Annotated in this window: 18 protein-coding genes; all 18 read right to left on the bottom strand. The window is 68.3% G+C overall.

Annotation, left to right across the window (positions count from 1 at the left end):
• Positions 1 to 67: 67 nt before the first annotated feature.
• The gene (locus OHT57_RS33880) at positions 68 to 442 is read right to left on the bottom strand and encodes a F0F1 ATP synthase subunit epsilon (protein WP_328750529.1); all 375 of its coding nucleotides are present in this window, start codon (positions 440 to 442) and stop codon (positions 68 to 70) included.
• 133 nt (positions 443 to 575) lie between these two features.
• Positions 576 to 2,012, bottom strand: a complete 1,437-nt coding sequence (gene atpD, locus OHT57_RS33875; RefSeq protein ID WP_328750528.1) for a F0F1 ATP synthase subunit beta — start codon at positions 2,010 to 2,012, stop codon at positions 576 to 578.
• Positions 2,012 to 2,929 carry a F0F1 ATP synthase subunit gamma gene (locus tag OHT57_RS33870; protein WP_328750527.1) on the bottom strand — a complete coding sequence of 306 codons (918 nt, stop codon included), beginning with the start codon at positions 2,927 to 2,929 and terminating at the stop codon, positions 2,012 to 2,014. Before OHT57_RS33870 ends, atpD begins: the two co-directional genes overlap by 1 nt.
• Before the next feature lie 20 nt (positions 2,930 to 2,949).
• Positions 2,950 to 4,542, bottom strand: coding sequence for a F0F1 ATP synthase subunit alpha (atpA, locus tag OHT57_RS33865; protein WP_328750526.1), 1,593 nt, complete (start codon positions 4,540 to 4,542; stop codon positions 2,950 to 2,952).
• A 125-nt stretch (positions 4,543 to 4,667) separates the two neighbouring features.
• Positions 4,668 to 5,483 (bottom strand): F0F1 ATP synthase subunit delta, encoded by an 816-nt coding sequence (locus OHT57_RS33860; RefSeq protein WP_328750525.1) that lies wholly within the window; start codon positions 5,481 to 5,483, stop codon positions 4,668 to 4,670.
• Complete coding sequence (locus OHT57_RS33855) at positions 5,480 to 6,022, bottom strand: F0F1 ATP synthase subunit B (protein WP_328750524.1); 543 nt, start codon at positions 6,020 to 6,022, stop codon at positions 5,480 to 5,482. Before OHT57_RS33855 ends, OHT57_RS33860 begins: the two co-directional genes overlap by 4 nt.
• Before the next feature lie 42 nt (positions 6,023 to 6,064).
• On the bottom strand, positions 6,065 to 6,301 hold the full coding sequence (locus OHT57_RS33850) for an ATP synthase subunit C (protein WP_043683105.1): 237 nt from the start codon (positions 6,299 to 6,301) through the stop codon (positions 6,065 to 6,067).
• A gap of 73 nt (positions 6,302 to 6,374) precedes the next feature.
• On the bottom strand, positions 6,375 to 7,196 hold the full coding sequence (gene atpB, locus OHT57_RS33845; RefSeq protein WP_328750523.1) for a F0F1 ATP synthase subunit A: 822 nt from the start codon (positions 7,194 to 7,196) through the stop codon (positions 6,375 to 6,377).
• 225 nt (positions 7,197 to 7,421) lie between these two features.
• The gene (locus OHT57_RS33840; RefSeq protein ID WP_328750522.1) at positions 7,422 to 7,835 is read right to left on the bottom strand and encodes a hypothetical protein; all 414 of its coding nucleotides are present in this window, start codon (positions 7,833 to 7,835) and stop codon (positions 7,422 to 7,424) included.
• 309 nt (positions 7,836 to 8,144) lie between these two features.
• On the bottom strand, positions 8,145 to 9,449 hold the full coding sequence (locus OHT57_RS33835; RefSeq protein ID WP_328750521.1) for an MraY family glycosyltransferase: 1,305 nt from the start codon (positions 9,447 to 9,449) through the stop codon (positions 8,145 to 8,147).
• A gap of 129 nt (positions 9,450 to 9,578) precedes the next feature.
• Entirely contained in the window at positions 9,579 to 10,820 is a 1,242-nt protein-coding gene (glyA, locus tag OHT57_RS33830; protein WP_328750520.1) for a serine hydroxymethyltransferase, read from the bottom strand.
• Positions 10,821 to 10,975: 155 nt separating this feature from the next.
• Entirely contained in the window at positions 10,976 to 11,650 is a 675-nt protein-coding gene (locus tag OHT57_RS33825) for an arsenate reductase/protein-tyrosine-phosphatase family protein (protein ID WP_328750519.1), read from the bottom strand.
• Positions 11,647 to 12,294, bottom strand: a complete 648-nt coding sequence (locus OHT57_RS33820; protein ID WP_328750518.1) for an L-threonylcarbamoyladenylate synthase — start codon at positions 12,292 to 12,294, stop codon at positions 11,647 to 11,649. The genes OHT57_RS33825 and OHT57_RS33820 overlap by 4 nt, the downstream gene beginning before the upstream one ends.
• Before the next feature lie 52 nt (positions 12,295 to 12,346).
• Positions 12,347 to 13,192, bottom strand: a complete 846-nt coding sequence (gene prmC / locus OHT57_RS33815) for a peptide chain release factor N(5)-glutamine methyltransferase (protein ID WP_328750517.1) — start codon at positions 13,190 to 13,192, stop codon at positions 12,347 to 12,349.
• 52 nt (positions 13,193 to 13,244) lie between these two features.
• Positions 13,245 to 14,321, bottom strand: coding sequence for a peptide chain release factor 1 (gene prfA / locus OHT57_RS33810; protein WP_328750516.1), 1,077 nt, complete (start codon positions 14,319 to 14,321; stop codon positions 13,245 to 13,247).
• Between the two features lie 105 nt (positions 14,322 to 14,426).
• Positions 14,427 to 14,645 (bottom strand): 50S ribosomal protein L31, encoded by a 219-nt coding sequence (gene rpmE / locus OHT57_RS33805; RefSeq protein WP_069765547.1) that lies wholly within the window; start codon positions 14,643 to 14,645, stop codon positions 14,427 to 14,429.
• A 162-nt stretch (positions 14,646 to 14,807) separates the two neighbouring features.
• Positions 14,808 to 15,914 (bottom strand): LCP family protein, encoded by a 1,107-nt coding sequence (locus tag OHT57_RS33800; RefSeq protein ID WP_328750515.1) that lies wholly within the window; start codon positions 15,912 to 15,914, stop codon positions 14,808 to 14,810.
• 207 nt (positions 15,915 to 16,121) lie between these two features.
• The gene (locus OHT57_RS33795; protein ID WP_328753404.1) at positions 16,122 to 17,924 is read right to left on the bottom strand and encodes a trypsin-like serine protease; all 1,803 of its coding nucleotides are present in this window, start codon (positions 17,922 to 17,924) and stop codon (positions 16,122 to 16,124) included.
• Between the last annotated feature and the right edge of the window lie 3 nt (positions 17,925 to 17,927).

Genomic DNA, 17,927 nt, shown 5'->3' with positions numbered 1-17,927 from the left:
CGCGACCGGCACCGGATCACTCCGGTCCCAGCCGCGGCTGAGTGACGTCATCGCGTGAGGCGCTGGTTCAGCTCGCCGCCGCCGCACGCAGTCGCACATCGGCGCGACGCTCGGCGGCGGCATCGCCCTCCGCCTTCGCGCGCTCCAGCTCCCGCTCCGTGCGCTGGACATCGATCTCGTCCGACAGCTCGGCGATCTCGGCCAGCAGCGACAGCTTGTTGTCCGCGAACGAGATGAAACCGCCGTGCACAGCGGCGACGACCGTCTCACCATCACTCGTACGAATGGTCACCGGGCCCGATTCCAGCACACCGAGCAGCGGCTGGTGACCGGGCATGACGCCGATGTCGCCGGACGTGGTGCGCGCGACGACAAGGGTGGCCTCGCCGGACCAGACCTCTCGGTCGGCCGCGACCAGCGCGACGTGCAGCTCAGCAGCCAAGGTGGCTCCTCGGGTCACCACCCGGCGGTTCGGCCGGGTGTTGGTTACAAGTCTAGTGGGCGTGGAAGAGGGGGCGGGACGTGCCCCGCCCCCTCAAGCGTGAACCACGGGGTTCACTGTGAACTCAGGGAGTTCAGGAGACGCCGAGTTCCTTGGCGTTCGCCTTCAGGTCCTCGATGCCACCGCACAGGAAGAACGCCTGCTCCGGGAAGTGGTCGTAGTCGCCGTCGATGATCGCGTTGAACGCCGTGATCGACTCGTCCAGCGGTACGTCCGACCCGTCGACGCCGGTGAACTGCTTGGCGACGTGGGTGTTCTGGGACAGGAAGCGCTCCACGCGGCGGGCACGCTGGACGACCAGCTTGTCCTCCTCGCCGAGCTCGTCGATGCCGAGGATGGCGATGATGTCCTGGAGGTCCTTGTACTTCTGCAGGACCCCCTTGACCCGCATGGCGGTGTTGTAGTGGTCCGCCGTGATGTACCGCGGGTCCAGGATGCGGGACGTGGAGTCCAGCGGGTCCACGGCCGGGTAGATGCCCTTCTCGGAGATCGGACGGGAGAGAACCGTCGTCGCGTCGAGGTGGGCGAAGGTGGTGGCCGGGGCCGGGTCGGTCAGGTCGTCCGCGGGGACGTAGATCGCCTGCATCGAGGTGATCGAGTGTCCACGGGTCGAGGTGATGCGCTCCTGGAGGAGACCCATCTCGTCGGCCAGGTTCGGCTGGTAGCCCACCGCGGAGGGCATACGGCCGAGCAGGGTCGAGACCTCGGAACCGGCCTGCGTGAAGCGGAAGATGTTGTCGATGAAGAACAGCACGTCCTGCTTCTGCACATCGCGGAAGTACTCCGCCATGGTCAGACCGGCCAGGGCCACGCGCAGACGGGTGCCCGGGGGCTCGTCCATCTGACCGAAGACCAGGGCGGTCTTGTCGATGACGCCCGACTCGGCCATCTCCTCGATGAGGTCGTTGCCCTCACGGGTGCGCTCGCCGACACCGGCGAACACGGAGACACCGTCGTGGTTGTTGGCGACTCGGTAGATCATCTCCTGGATGAGCACCGTCTTGCCGACGCCGGCACCACCGAACAGACCGATCTTTCCACCCTTGACGTACGGGGTGAGAAGGTCGATGACCTTGACGCCGGTCTCGAACATCTCGGTCTTCGACTCGAGCTCGTCGAAGCGCGGGGCCTTGCGGTGGATGGACCAGCGCTCACCGTCGTAGGTCTCGTCGGTGTTCAGTACCTCACCGAGGGTGTTGAACACCTTGCCCTTGGTGAAGTCACCGACGGGCACGGTGATACCGGAGCCCGTGTCGGTCACCGCGGCCTGGCGGACCAGACCGTCGGTGGGCTGCATGGAGATGGTGCGGACCAGGCCGCCACCCAGGTGCTGGGCGACTTCCAGGGTCAGCGTCTTCTTCGCGCCGTCCTGGGCCGGGTCGGCCACCTCGACGTGAAGGGCGTTGTAGATCTCGGGCATGGCGTCGACGGGGAATTCCACGTCGACGACCGGGCCGATCACCCGGGCGACGCGGCCCGTGGCAACGGCCGTCTCAACTGTCGTCGTCATTACCTGTCACTCCCCGCGGTCGCGTCGGCCAGGGCTGCAGAGCCACCGACGATCTCGCTGATTTCCTGGGTGATTTCGGCCTGGCGGGCCGCGTTGGCAAGTCGGGAGAGGCTGGTGATCAGGTCTCCCGCGTTGTCGGTGGCCGACTTCATCGCGCGGCGCGTGGCGGCGTGCTTGGAAGCGGCCGACTGGAGCAGCGCGTTGTAGATACGGCTTTCGACGTACCGCGGCAGGAGGGCGTCGAGGACGTCCTCCGCCGAGGGCTCGAAGTCGTACAGCGGAAGGATCTCGCCCTTGGGGGCAGCCTCCTTGGCCACCTCTTCGAGGCTGAGCGGAAGCAGTCGGTCGTCGAGCGCCGACTGCGTCATCATCGAGACGAACTCGGTGTAGACGATGTGGAGTTCGTCCACGCCGCCCTGGTCCGTGTCCTTCTCGATGGCCTCGATCAGCGGGGCCGCGACCTTCTTGGCGTCCGCGTAGCTGGGCTCGTCGGTGAAGCCCGACCACGACTCCACGACCTTGCGCTCGCGGAAGTTGTAGTGGGCCAGACCGCGGCGGCCGACGATGTACGTGTCGACCTCCTTGCCCTCGGCCTCAAGACGCTCGGTCAGCCGCTCCGCGACCTTGATGGCGTTGGAGTTGAAGGCACCGGCCAGACCGCGGTCGCTCGACAGGAGCAGCACCGCGGACCGCACGACCGTCTCGGCCTGCGTGGTCAGCGGGTGCTTCGTGTTCGAGCCGGTACCGACGGCCGTGACCGCACGCGTCAGTTCCTGCGCGTACGGCGTGGAGGCCGCCACCTTGCGCTGCGCCTTGACGACGCGCGAGGCGGCGATCATCTCCATCGCCTTGGTGATCTTCTTGGTCGCGGTGACAGATCGGATGCGACGCTTGTAGACCCGGAGCTGGGCTCCCATGAGTCAGGTCCCTTCCGTCGTCACTTGGCCGCGGCGGCCGGCGCGTCTTCGCCGAGAAGCTTGCCGTCCGAGGTCTCGAACTGCTTCTTGAAGTCCGCGATGCCGTCCGCGATGGCGGTGAGGGTGTCGTCCGACATCTTGCCGCCCTCCTTGATGGAGGTCATGAGGCCCTGCTCCTTGCGGTGCAGGTACTCCAGGAGCTCCTTCTCGAAGCGGCGGATGTCGGAGACCGGGACCTCGTCCATCTTGCCGGTGGTGGCGGCCCAGACGGAGACGACCTGGTCCTCGGTGGCCATCGGCTGGTACTGAGCCTGCTTGAGCAGCTCGACCAGTCGCTGACCGCGCTCCAGCTGCGCCTTCGACGCGGCGTCCAGGTCGGAACCGAAGGCGGCGAACGCCTCCAGCTCACGGTACTGGGCGAGGTCCAGGCGCAGACGGCCGGAAACCTGCTTCATCGCCTTGTGCTGCGCGGAACCACCGACTCGGGAGACGGAGATACCGACGTTCAGCGCGGGGCGCTGACCGGCGTTGAAGAGGTCCGACTCCAGGAAGCACTGGCCGTCGGTGATGGAGATGACGTTGGTCGGGATGAACGCCGAGACGTCGTTGGCCTTCGTCTCGACGATCGGCAGACCGGTCATCGAGCCGGCGCCCATCTCGTCGGAGAGCTTCGCGCAGCGCTCCAGCAGACGGGAGTGCAGGTAGAAGACGTCACCCGGGTAGGCCTCACGCCCCGGCGGGCGGCGCAGCAGCAGGGACACGGCGCGGTAGGCGTCGGCCTGCTTGGAGAGGTCGTCGAAGATGATGAGGACGTGCTTGCCCTCGTACATCCACTGCTGACCGATGGCCGAACCGGTGTACGGCGCAAGGTACTTGAAGCCGGCCGGGTCGGACGCCGGGGCGGCGACGATGGTCGTGTACTCCAGCGCGCCGGCCTCTTCGAGGGCACCACGCACGGAGGCGATGGTCGAGCCCTTCTGGCCGATCGCCACGTAGACGCAGCGGACCTGCTTCTTCGGGTCGCCCGAGCGCCAGTTGTCGCGCTGGTTGATGATCGTGTCGACAGCCAGGGCGGTCTTGCCGGTCTGGCGGTCACCGATGACCAGCTGACGCTGGCCACGGCCGATCGGGGTCATCGCGTCGACGGCCTTGTAGCCGGTCTCCATCGGCTCGTGCACCGACTTACGGGCCATGACGCCCGGAGCCTGCAGCTCAAGGGCGCGACGACCGCTGGTCTCGATCTCGCCGAGGCCGTCGATCGGGGCGCCGAGCGGGTCGACGACGCGGCCGAGGTAGCCCTCGCCGACGGCCACGGAGAGGACCTCACCGGTACGGGTGACCGGCTGGCCCTCCTCGATGCCGCTGAACTCGCCGAGGACGACGGCGCCGATCTCACGCTCTTCGAGGTTGAGCGCAAGACCGAGGGTGCCGTCCTCGAACTTCAGCAGTTCGTTGGCCATGGCCGAGGGAAGGCCCTCGACCTTCGCGATGCCGTCGCCGGCAAGGGTGACCGTACCGACCTCCTCGCGCGAGGCCGCGTCCGGCTTGTACGACTGGACGAAGGTCTCCAGTGCGTCCCGGATCTCCTCCGGCCGGATCGTGAGCTCCGCCATCTGGGTTCCCTGCTCTCCTTGTTGGGCCCGAAGTTTCACTTTGGGGGTCTGGGGGCGACCCCCAGGATTCTTCATGTACGGCCCAACCAGGGCCGTCGTAAGTACGTACTGCTGTGAAGTTGCTGCTAGCCCGCCACGCGGCGGGCGGCGTCGTCGATGCGGTCCGCGATCGAGCCATTGATGACCTCGTCCCCGACCTGCACCCGGATCCCGCCCAGGACCTCGGGGTCCACGTCGAGGTTGAGGTGCATCGTGCGGCCGTAGAGCTTCGCGAGGGCGGCGCCCAGGCGCTGCTTCTGCGAGGCGCTCAGCACCACGGCTGAGGTGACGACGGCGACCATGCGGTCCCGGCGCTCGGCGGCGAGCTTGGACAGGGACTCCAGTCCCGCTTCCAGGCTACGTCCCCGCGGCGCGGTCACAAGGCGCGTCACCAGACGCTCGGTCGTCACGTCGGCCCGGCCGCCGAGCAGGCTGCGCAGCAGCTCGCTCTTGGCCGACACCTTCGCGGCGCGGTTGGTCAGCGCGGCGCGCAGCTCGGTGCTCGAGGAGACGATCCGGCCGAACCGGAACAGTTCGTCCTCGACGTTGTCGAGCGCGCCCCGCTGCTGTGCGGCGGTGAGGTCCGCGATGTTGGCCAGTTCCTCCAGCGCGTCCGTCAGGTCGCGCGACTGCGACCAGCGGGAGCGCACCAGACCGGACACCAGATCGACGGTCGTACCGCCGGTCTGGCCGCCGAGCAGGCGCTGGGCCAACTCGGCCTTGGCCTCGCCGGGCTGCGCCGGGTCGGTCAGGACCCGACGCAGTGACACCTCGCGGTGGAGCAGCGCGGTGACGGCGGCCAGCTCCTCGGCGAGCTTCGCCGCGTCGGCGGACGTCGAGTCCGTCAACGCGTCGAGACGCTCGCGTGCGGCGGCCAGTGCCCCGCGGCTCGCTCCGTTCATCGCGCGGCCTCGGCCTTCTCCTCAAGGTCCTCGAGGAAACGGTCGATCACGCGGCTCTGCCGTGCGTGGTCCTCGAGGGACTCGCCGACGAGCTTGCCGGCCAGGTCGGTGGCGAGCTTGCCCACGTCCTGACGCAGCGCGGAGGAAGCGGACTTGCGGTCGGCCTCGATCTGCGCGTGACCGGCGGCGACGATCTCCTCGCGCTGCCGCTGGCCTTCCGCGCGCATCTCGGCGATGAGCGTGGCGCCCTGCTCCTGCGCCTCCTGGCGCAGACGCGCGGCCTCGTGGCGGGCCTCTGCGAGCTGCGCCTTGTACTGCTCAAGGACGCTCTGGGCCTCGGTCTGGGCGGCCTCGGCCTTCTCGATACCGCCCTCGATGGCCTCGCGACGCTCTTCCAGAACCTTGTTGATGGTCGGGAGGAGCTTCTTCGCGAGGAAGCCGAAGACGATGACGAAGGCGATCAGGCCGATGACAAGCTCGGGGATCGGCGGGACGAGAGGGTTCTCCTTCTCGGCCGCCAGAATGAGCAGCTGGCTCATGTCAGTGCCTTTCGTCTAGTGGGCTGTCGCTGATCGGGACGATCAGGTGCCGTAGACGAACGGCATGACCAGACCGATGAGGGCGAGCGCCTCACAGAAGGCGAAGCCGAGGATCTGGTTGGCGCGGATCAGGCCGGCAGCTTCGGGCTGACGGGCAAGAGCCTGGGTGCCGTTACCGAAGATGATGCCGACGCCGACGCCGGGGCCGATGGCGGCAAGGCCGTAGCCGATGGAGCCGAGGGAGCCGGAGACAGCGGCGAGGGTCTCAGTGGCAGCCATGCTGATTCTTCCTTCTCTGTACGGACCGGCGGGGGTTGGCCACCGGACGCTTAGGGGTTTTAGAGGGGGTGGCTCAGTGGTGCTCGGCGAGCGCGCCCTGGATGAAGGTGCAGGTCAGAAGCACGAACACATAAGCCTGCAGGGCCTGGATGAACAGCTCGAAGGCCGTCATGACGATCACCATGACGAACGAGACACCCGCGTAGGCGATCCCGATGCCGTTGAGCAGGTACCAGCTGGCGATCGTGAAGAGCAGCAGCAGCGTGTGCCCCGCGAACATGTTCGCGAACAGTCGCACCGCGTGCGTGAAGGGTCGGACGATCAGGTTCGACAGGAACTCGATGAACATGGCCAGCGGAAGGACCGGGCCGAGCGACTTGTCGTATCCGGTGAAGTTCTTGAACGCACCGACGAATCCATGCCGCTTGAACGTCAGCGAGACCCAGGTGATGTAGACGATCGCCGCAAGGCCGATGGGGTACGCGATGATCGACGTAACCGGGAACTGGGCGATCGGGACAATCGACCAGAGGTTCATCATCCAGATGAAGAAGAACAGCGAGACGACCAGCGGGACGTACTTCTCGCCTTCCTTCTTGCCGATCGTCTCGTAGACGACACCACGGCGGATGAAGTCGTAACCCGACTCGGCGACCATCTGCAACTTGCCCGGGACGACCTTCGGCTTGCGGAAGGCGGCCCAGAAGAAGCCGACGACGATGACCGAGCCGATCAGCGCCAGCAGCATCGGCTTGTTGAAGTACAAGTTGCTGTCGCCGTCCCCCAGAAGGGGCTCGAACAGGAACGAGTGCAGGCCGGGAGCCGGGAAGCCACAGCCATCGAAGATGTGGCAGTCGGTCTCGAAGGCGAGCACCTGCGTCGGGTCAGCACTCACCGCGGGCTCCTTCAGCGTGACGCATAGGTACGGCAACCTCGTTGTGTCGGCGCGGCGTGCAGCCGCGGTTCGGCACGGGACTGGTGTTACGGATGTGGGGGCGGCTGTTGGGCATCTCGCCTCGCGATTGAGCAGGCGTCAGCTCGAATGCCCGCGCCCGCGATGCCGCAGTTGGCACCGGACGATAGCAGGAGATCCCACGCCCCTTTATCCCGGCCCTACCCCTCACGACGAGTGCCCCGACTTTTCGGGCTCGACGTAGAGGATCTTGGACTTCATGTGCGCACGGGTCTGCGCGGCGATCCAGGCGAGGGTGCCGGCGACCAGCGTGAACGCGAAGGCCTTGGGGTGGAAGAGCGTGGTGTTCTTGAATGCGGCCATGAAGATGAACAGCAGCAAAATCTGCGCCGCGTACAGCATCAGGCCCATCGCTTGGAAAAGGTGCGGAAGCGATTTGGCAGTGCGCTGGAGAATGTAGAGACCGAGACCCATGAAGAGGATCACGATCACCGTCGCGACGGCCGCCCCGACCGCACCCTTGCCTCCGGCGACCACACCACTGACGACGGCGGCGATCGCGCCGACGGCAGCCGTGGGCACGGCGGCCTGAGCCAGGATCCGGACGTCGTTGGACGGCATGGCGGCAACTCCGCTTTCGAAAGGGGGAGGGGTGTCGTCATGGACGAGCGTAGTCCCGGGCTGAGGGTGACCCTCACGCCAATGGACCGTCGCACTACGGTCCTTCGGCTCTGCCCTGGGTTCTCGTGAACCGTATCACAAACTATTTGATGCGGTCTTTACCTAGAAGGTGTGCCTGGAGTCACACATGAGAGTGAAGGTGCGCGTCTGTGCGGAATCACGGGCGACTTGTCTGATATGGGGACGGTTTGTCGCCCCGTCGAACTCCCACGCGTTGGCAATGCTTTAGTCAGATTCTTACCTTGGGCGTCACCGCGACGTTTCCGCTTTACGCCTCTCCGGAACCCGCGAACGGGCACTCAGCGCGGTCGCGCCATTGACACCGGACACTCCCACGGCGACCGGAGTGCGCTGTTCCGCCTCGACGGGCTCCGGAGCCACGGGACGCCGGCGGCGGTAGCGCGGCGGCACGATGTGCTGGGCCCACATCGGGGCGCGCGGGGTGAAGCGCGGCAGCAGGAGCAGTACGAGGCCGATCGCGCTGAGGATCACGACGCCGAGCACGATCCACATGGACGCGGAGTTCACGGAGTAGGTGAGCGAGCCGAACGCGATCAGCGCCGACCAGAAGTACATGAGCCACACCGCGCGGCTGTGCGAGTGCCCGATCTCCAGGAGCCGGTGGTGCAGATGCCCGCGGTCGGCGGCGAACGGCGACTGGCCGCGCCAGGTGCGGCGCACGATGGCCGAGATCAGGTCGGCGGCCGGCACCGCGATGATCGACAGCGGCAGCAGCAGCGGGATGTAGACGGGGACCGTCTGGTGCACGGCCGCCTTCTCGGACCCGGCGAACAGCTTCAGCGCGTCCGGGTCGATCTGGCCGGTGATGGAGATCGCGCCCGCGGCCAGCACCAGGCCGATGAGCATCGAGCCGGAGTCGCCCATGAAGATCCGCGCGGGGTGCATGTTGTGCGGCAGGAAGCCCAGGCACATGCCCATCAGGATCGCCGAGAACAGCGTGGCCGGGGCGGCCGCCTCGATGCCGTACGAGTACCAGATCCGGTAGGCGTACAGGAAGAACGCCGCCGCCGCGATGCACACCATGCCGGCCGCGAGGCCGTCGAGGCCGTCGACGAAGTTCACCGCGTTGATGGTGATGACGACGAGCGCGACCGTCAGCAGGGTGCCCTGCCACTGGGTCAGCGCCACCGAGCCGACGCTGGGGATGGGCAGCCACAGGATCGTCAGACCCTGCATGACCATCACGCCCGCGGCGATCATCTGGCCGCCCAGCTTGATCAGGGCGTCGATCTCGAACTTGTCGTCCAAGACGCCGATCAGCCAGATGAGGGCGGCGCCGGAGAGCAGCGCGCGCGGTTCGTTCGACTTCTCGAAGACCTCACTGAGGTTGGTCAGGTGGTCGGCGACCAGCAGGCCCGCGCACAGTCCGAAGAACATGGCGATCCCGCCGAGCCGCGGAGTCGGTTCCCGGTGTACGTCACGGGCCCTGATCTCCGGCATCGCTCCGGCAACGATCGCGAACTTCCGTACCGGCCCTGTCAGCAGATACGTCACCGCGGCCGTGATGCAGAGCGTCAGCAGGTATTCACGCACGGGCTTCCCCACAGGTCTCGCTGGCCATCTCAGCACCACACCCTAGCGACGGTCGCATACGGTTGTGGACTTCCGGGTAGGCCCGATGGTTGCACGTGTGTCTGTGCACTCGGGTGCGACTACCCTCGCTCAGGCCGGATACGGGGGAAATCCGCCTACCAGATCCCGCACTTCTTCACGTGCCTTCGCACTCTCGACGTCACCGCGTACCACCCCCGCGAGCAGGACGGCGATCCTCGCCATCTCCTCCTCGCCCATGCCCTGGGTGGTGACCGCGGCCGTCCCCAGGCGCAGTCCGCGGGTGTCCGCGTGAGGCAGCGCACAGCAGTCGAGCACCATCCCGGCGGCCGCGAGGCGACCGCGCGCGGTGCGGCCGTCGACGCCGAGGGGCGCCGGATCGGCCGTCACCAGATGGGTGTCGGTTCCCCCGGTGGTGACGACGAGCCCCTCGCCGGCCAGACCGGCCGCGAGGACCCGGGCGTTGGCGACCACCTGATGGGCGTACACGGCGAACGCCGGTGTTGCCGCCTCGCCGAACGCGACCGCCTTGGCGGCGATGGTGTGCATCTGCGCGCCGCCCTGCGTGAACGGGAAGACGGCCCGGTCGACCCGCTCCGCCAGCTCGCTCCCGCAGAGGATCATGCCGCCGCGGGGCCCGCGCAGCACCTTGTGGGTGGTGGCGCAGACGACGTCGGCGTACGGCACCGGACTGGGCGCCGCTCCCCCGGCGACGAGCCCGATGGGGTGGGCGGCGTCGGCGATGAGATACGCGCCCACCTCGTCCGCCACCTCCCGGAAGAAGGCGTGGTCGATGTGCCGGGGATAGGCGATGGAGCCGCACACGATCGCCTTGGGCCGGTGGCTCAGGGCGAGCGTGCGCACCTGGTCGTGGTCGATGAGACCGGTCTCGGCGTCGACGCCGTAGGGGACGAAGTCGAACCAGCGGCCGGAGAAGTTGGCGGGCGAACCGTGGGTGAGGTGGCCGCCGTAGGGCAGGCCGAGGGCCAGGACGGTGTCGCCGGGGCGCAACAGCGCGGCGTACGCGGCGAGGACCGCCGAGGAGCCGGAGTGGGCCTGTACGTTCGCGTGTTCGGCGCCGAACAGGGCCTTCGCCCGGTCCACCGCGAGCCGCTCGGCGACGTCGACGATCTCGCAGCCGCCGTGGTGACGGGCGCCCGGGTAGCCCTCGGCGTACTTGTTGGCCAGGGGCGAGCCGAGCGCGGCCAGCACGGCCGGTGAACAGAAGTTCTCGGCCGCGATCAGCTGCAGCGCCGACGACTGCCGGTCGAGCTCCCCGAGGAGGATCTCGGCCAGCTGGGGGTCCTGCCGTTGCAGGACGTCGGCGGTCTGGGGCGCATGGGTGACCGACATGGTGGACTCCGGGCGTCGACGGTGACGTACGTCCAATGTAGGCCGGTGGCAGGTGGGATGCCCGGTTGTTGGTGCGCACGGGGTCGCAGGCCGGTGGACGCCCAGGTTGTCGCCGCCACCGGATCAGGTGCCCCGCTCGCCCCGTCCGGCCGTCGTCACGCGCGCGCGGGGACGCCGGTCAGCGCCGTCACCACCGGGTCCAGTGCCTCGTTTATCTCGTCCCCGATCGAGCGGAAGAAGGGCAGCGGCGCGCCGTACGGGTCGAAGACCTCGTCGGCCTCGGCGGTCGGGGCCAGGAGCCACCCGCGTAGAGCCGCCGCGGCACGGACCAGGGCCCGGGCGCGGATCACCAGGCCCTCGTCCTCCAGCGGCGGCAGGGTCGCGGGGTCTATTGCCTTCACCAGGCGGGTGAACTCCTTCAGGGTGAAGGTGCGCAGGCCCGCGGAGTGGCCCATCGAGATCACCTGCTGGCGGTGGTCCCGGGTGGCCGTCAGGACCAGGTCGGCCATGATGACGTGCTCGTCGAGCAGCTCGCGCCCGGTGAAGCCGGAGGCGTCCGCGCCGAATTCGGCCAGGACCGCCTCCGCGTTGGCCTCCATGGGCGCACCCTCGTGGCCCCAGGTCCCCGCGCTCTCCACGACGACGCCGCCCCACAGCGGGTCGCCGAGCCGGTCCGCCAGGGCATGCCGGGTCAGCCGCTCGGTGATCGGCGAGCGGCACACGTTGCCGGTGCTGACGTGGAGGATGCGGAAGCTGTCATGCGGGAGCCCTGTGAAGGTCCGCGTCTCTTCCCCGTCCCATATGCCACGCCCCGCGTCAGGGGCCGTCAATTCGCCACCTCGAGGTCGGGTACGACCTTCCTGAGCTCGTCAGCGGAGATCGCGCCCGCGCGCAGCAGCAGGGGCACCTCGCGGGTGACGTCGACGATCGAGGACGGCACGATGCCGGGGGTGGGGCCGCCGTCGAGGTACACGGAGACCGAGTCGCCGAGCATCTCCTGCGCGGCGTCGCAGTCCTCCGGCGACGGGTGGCCGCTCAGGTTCGCCGAGGACACGGCCATGGGGCCGACCTCGGTCAGCAGTTCGATGGCGACGGGGTGCAGCGGCATGCGTACGGCGACCGTGCCCCGGGTGTCGCCCAGGTCCCACTGCAGCGACGGCTGGTGCTTGGCGACGAGGGTGAGCGCGCCCGGCCAGAAGGCGTCGACCAGCTCCCAGGCCAGCTCGGAGAAGTCGGTGACCAGACCGTGGAGGGTGTTCGGGGAGCCGATCAGCACGGGGGTGGGCATGTTGCGGCCCCGGCCCTTGGCCTCCAGCAGGTCGTTCACGGCCTCCGAGGAGAACGCGTCGGCACCGATGCCGTACACCGTGTCGGTCGGGAGGACCACGAGCTCGCCCCGGCGGACGGCTGACGCGGCTTCGCGCAGACCGGTCGTGCGGTCGGTCGCGTCGTTGGTGTCGTATCGCCGAGCCATGTCTAGCGGGCCTCCTCGTACACGGACTTACGGGAAAGAGTCTTCGGGGTGGTCACGGCATCGCCCTGCGGGCCGTCGCGAACCGGGGGCGGTTGTTGAGGTCGGGGTGGTCGGCCGCGTCGGCCCAGCCCCGCTCCTCGGTGAAGATCCACGGCACCTGGCCGCCCTGGGTGTCTGCGTGCTCGATGACGACGACGCCGCCGGGGCGCAGGAGCCGATGCGCGGTGCGCTCCAGACCGCGGATGAGGTCGAGGCCGTCCTCGCCGGAGAACAGGGCGAGTTCGGGATCGTAGTCCCGCGCCTCGGGAGCGACGTACTCCCACTCGGTGAGCGGGATGTAGGGCGGGTTGGAGATCACCAGGTCGACATGGCCGTCGAGGTCGGGGAAGGCGTCCAGGGCGTTGCCCTGCCGCAGGTCGACCCTGGAGCCCTCGACGTTCTTGCGGGTCCAGCGCAGGGCGTCCTCGGACAGCTCCACGGCGTGCACGCGGGAGCGCGGGACCTCCTGGGCGAGGGCGAGCGCGATGGCGCCGGAGCCGGTGCACAGGTCGACGATGCACGGCTCGACGACGTCCATCGCGCGGACGGCGTCTATGGCCCAGCCGACCACGGACTCGGTCTCGGGGCGCGGCACGAACACGCCGGGCCCCACCTGGAGTTCGAGGTAGCGGAAATAGGCGAGGCCGGTGATGTGCTGGAGGGGCTCGCGCTGTTCACGGCGCGCGATGGTCTCCCAGTAGCGGGCGTCGAAGTCGGCGTTCTTCACGGAGTGCAGCTCGCCCCGCTTCACGCCGTGCACGAACGCGGCGAGCTCCTCCGCGTCGTTGCGCGGCGAGGGCACGCCGGCGTCGGCCAGCCGCTGGGTGGCCTGGGCCACCTCTGCGAGCAGCAGGTTCACGCAAGTCCTCCGTGTCGTACTCGGTCGTGCGTAGATACCTCTTCAGCGGCCTTTACGCGGCCGCCAGCTTCGCCGCCGAGTCAGCGTCGACACAGGCCTGGATGACGGCATCGAGGTCGCCGTCCAGCACCTGGTCGAGGTTGTACGACTTGAAGCCGACGCGGTGGTCCGAGAGGCGATTCTCCGGGAAGTTGTACGTGCGGATCTTCTCGGAGCGGTCGACGGTGCGGACCTGGCTGCGGCGGGCGTCGGCGGCCTCCCTCTCCGCTTCCTCCACGGCTGCCGCGAGGAGCCTGGAGCGCAGGATACGCATCGCCTGCTCCTTGTTCTGCAGCTGGCTCTTCTCGTTCTGGCAGGAGGCGACGACTCCGGTGGGAATGTGCGTGATGCGCACGGCGGAGTCGGTCGTGTTGACGGACTGCCCGCCGGGCCCCGAGGAGCGGTACACGTCGATGCGCAGATCGTTCGCGTTGATCTCGACGTCGACCTCCTCGGCCTCGGGTGTGACGAGGACACCGGCGGCGGAGGTGTGGATACGGCCCTGGGACTCGGTGGCAGGCACGCGCTGCACGCGGTGCACGCCGCCCTCGTACTTCAGACGGGCCCAGACGCCCTGGCCGGGCTCGGTGGCGCCGTTGCCGCCCTTGGTCTTCACCGCGACCTGGACGTCCTTGTAGCCGCCCAGCTCGGACTCGGTGGCGTCGATGATCTCGGTCTTCCAGCCGACGCGCTCGGCGTACCGGAGGTACATCCGCAGGAGGTCGCCGGCGAACAGGGCCGACTCGTCGCCGCCCGCGCCCGCCTTGACCTCGAGGATGACGTCCTTGTCGTCGTTGGGGTCACGCGGCACGAGAAGAAGCCGCAGCTTCTCCGTCAGCTCCTCGCGCGTCCTCTCCAGCTCCTTGACCTCGGCCACGAAGTCCGGGTCGTCGGCGGCGAATTCCTTCGCCGTCTCGATGTCGTCGCCGGTCTGCTTCCAGGAACGGTACGTGGCGACGATCGGGGTGAGCTCCGCGTAACGCTTGTTCAGCTTGCGGGCGTTGGCCTGGTCGGAGTGGACCGACGGGTCCGCGAGCTTCGTCTCCAGGTCGGCGTGCTCACCGACGAGTTCCTCGACGGCCTCGAACATCTCTGGGCTCCTGTACTGCGGATGAAGGGGGGACACGGGCGACCAAAAACGCCGGTCCCGGCCGCACTCCGAGGAGTGCGGCCGTGGACCGGCGCCGGTGGCTCGCTACTTCTTGGCAGCAGCCTTGCCGAAGCGGGCCTCGAAGCGGGCCACACGGCCACCGGTGTCGAGGATCTTCTGCTTGCCCGTGTAGAACGGGTGGCACTCGGAGCAGACCTCGGCACGGACGGTGCCGCTCTGGATCGTGCTACGGGTGGTGAACGACGCGCCACAGGTGCAGCTGACCTGCGTCTCGACGTACTCGGGGTGGATGTCGCGCTTCAAGGTGTCTCCTAGTTTCGGGAGGGTGCCGGGTCGCCACCGCGGATTGCGGGGGCGTGAACCGGGACCGACGTACCAGTCTGCCAGGACTGGCCGCATCCCCCAAAACGAGGGGGCACCGCGATCTATTCCCAGGCCGCGACCAGCGGGGAGACCAGCCGCCTTCTACGACGTGACGACGCCCTTGGCCTGGCCCGTCGCGTTGCCCTCGGTGGCGGACTTCGGGATCGCCCGGTCGTTCTCCAGGGCCGTCCAGATCTGCTGGGCCTTGGCCTCCTCGACGATCACCCGGTTCGGGTTCGCCGGGTCGTAGCGGACCGGCATCGTGACCATGGTCATGTTCGCGGGGCTGATGCCCTTGAGGCCGCTCGCGAAGGAGACCAGGGAGTTGACCGATCCGAGGTCGGAGTCGGTGGTGACGGCCTTGGTGGCGGTGTTCGCGAGGTCGTACAGCTTCTTGGGGCTGGTCAGCACGCCGACGCTCTTGACCTGCTTGACCAGTGCCTTGATGAAGGCCTGCTGGAGCTGGATACGGCCGAGGTCGGAGCCGTCGCCGACGCCGTGCCGGGTACGGACGAGACCGAGGGACTGCTCGCCGGTGAGCTTGTGGGTGCCGGCCTTCAGGTTCAGGTGGCTGTCGCTGTCCTTGATGGCCTTGGTCGTGGTGACCGTGACCCCGCCGAGCTCGTCGACCAGCCTCTCGAAGCCGCTGAAGTCGACCTCCAGGTAGTGGTCCATGCGGATGCCGGTCATGGACTCGACGGTCTTCACCGCGCAGGCCGCACCGCCGGTCGTGTACGCCGAGTTGAACATCACGTCCGTCGCGGCGTCGTGCTTCTCGCCGTCGGTGCCGGTGCACTCGGGACGGTCGATCAGGGTGTCGCGCGGGACGGAGACCACGGTGGCCTTCTTGTGGCCCTCGTACACGTGGATGATCATCGCGGTGTCGGAGCGGGCGCTGCCGTCGTCGGTGCCGCCGCCGAGCTGCTTGTTGGAGCCGGAGCGGGAGTCCGAACCCAGGACGAGGATGTTCTCGGAGCCGTTGTCGACCTTCGTGGGCCGGGCGCTGCCGAGGGCCTGGTCGATGTCGACGCTCTTGATGTTGCCGTTGAGCTTGAAGTACAGGTAGCCGGCCCCGGTACCGCCCAGCACGACGATCCCCGCGGCGACCCAGGCCGTGACGATCAGCCCCTTGCGGCCCTTGCTGCGGGGCTTTCGGCGGCGTCCCTTGCCGCCCGGTATGCCGGGTGGCGGCGTGCTCTCGGCTGACATGTGCTCCTCGAATCCCGTTCGGTCGGTTACCCCCTGTTTTCAGGGTTAGACGTGGTCACAAAAGACCCGTACCGCACCATGTTCGCCCCGCCTGGTCAGACGGGGAAACTCGAGAAAGGGTTGCACAACGCGTTGTGACCACCACGTGAAGCAGTGGTCACAACGCGTCACGGGAGAAGCAGGGGGAAGCCCTGTCCACCAGCGGTTTCAGCCAAAGATGTCGTACTGCTGGAAACCGGTACCAACGGTGATTCTTGTGGCAAAGATCTCGCTGGTCGCCTTGCCGGTGCCCTTGTACAGGTAGAGCGTGCCGCCCGGGGTGCGGGCGACCAGGTCGGCCCTGCCGTCGCCGGTGATGTCACCGACGGCGTCGAAGGCGTTGTAGCCGCTCCAGTTCTTGCGCACCTTGACCCGGGCCGAGAAGACGCCCGTGCCGGACTTGCCTGTGCCCTTGTACAGGTAGAGGTCGCCGGTGCTCTTGTTGCGGGCGAGCACGTCCGCCTTGCCGTCGCCGGTGAAGTCACCGTGGCCGAGCAGGAGGTTGTACTGGCTCCAGCCGCCGCCGACCCGTACACGGGCCGCGAAGCTGCCGTCGCCCTTGCCGGGGTAGATCCACAGGACGCCCGCCGAGTCGACGGAGAGCAGGTCGGCCTTGTAGTCGCCGGTGACGTCGCCGGGGGTGAGGATCCGGGTGCGGGTCTTCCAGTTCGTGAAGACCTTCTTCGGGTCGGCCCAGGTCCCGGTCCCGGTGGTCGACGGGACGTACCGCAGCCAGTAGATGTCACCAGTGGCGGAGACGCGGTACACGAGGTCCTGGAAGCCGTCCCGGTTGAGGTCGGTCTGCCGGACGAGGTTCACCCCGTCCCAGTCGCCCCAGGACTGCCGGGCGGCCAGCGTGGTGCCCTTGGAGTCCAGCTCGTAACCGACCTTGGTGGAGGACTTGCGCACCCACAGGTCGGCCTTGTGGTCGAAGCTCAGGTTGGTGTCCTCGACGCGCGGATAGACGGCGCCGACGTACTTGCTGACCTTCGTGAAGACGCTGTAGGCGCCCTTGGTGACGCAGTCCGTCACGTTCCAGGAGACGACACCGACGATCCGGCCGTTCACGACGAGCGGGCCGCCGGAGTCACCGCTGCAGATGGCGGTCGTACCGGAGTCGCTGCCGCTGGCGGGCTTGCCCGCGCAGACCATGTGCCCCTTGATGAACCAGGAGCCGTAGGCCGCGGCGCAGGTCGTGTCCGACTTGATGGGCAGCGTGGCCGCCTTCAGCGTCTCGGAGACGGCGTCGCTGGTGGAGCTGGTGCGGCCCCAGCCGTAGACCTTGGCTGCCTTCGCACCGGCCGTGGAGGCGTCGTACGAGGCGGTGTCCGTGGACGTCGTCATGCGGATCGGGGTGGCCTTGACGGGGGCCGCCAGGGTCAGCACCGCGATGTCGTTGTCGATGGTGTCCGCGTTGTAGGACGGGTGGTACCACTGCCGCAGTACGGCGCTCCTGGCGCCGCCGTGCAGGTCCCCGTTCGAGGGCAGTTGCGTGGCCCCGGTCACGACCACACCGTGCTTCGCCCAGTCGGAGCCCTGCACGCAGTGCGCCGCGGTGAGGATCTTCGTCGGCGCGATGACGGATCCGCCGCAGAAGAAGCCGGTGTCGTCGCTCTCGTCCGTGGTGCCCTGGTCATCGATGTACCAGAGCTGGGCCATCCAGGGCGCCGAGGAGATGGTGGTCGTCGTGCCGCCGATGACCATCGGCGAGATGGTGCCGTCGACGGCCGGGCTGCTCGCCGCCGTCCTAGACGGCCGGGTCACCGACCCGGAGCCGTCGTCGGCCGCCATGGCCGCGAGGACCCGCTTCTCCAGCTCGGCCTGCGAGGGCGAGGACACCGCGGTGGCAGGCGCCTTCGGCTCGGGCGTGACGGTGGCGGCGTTCGCCGACGTGGTCAGCAGAGCGGCGGCCACGGCGACGGGCAGCACGACACGGACACGACGTCTGAGGCGACCGGCGCCTCCGGACATGGG

The sequence above is a fragment of the Streptomyces sp. NBC_00285 genome (genome assembly GCF_036174265.1).
Taxonomy (GTDB): Bacteria; Actinomycetota; Actinomycetes; order Streptomycetales; family Streptomycetaceae; genus Streptomyces.
Note: the sequence above shows the minus strand (reverse complement) of the source record. Positions and strands in the feature narration are given on the sequence as shown.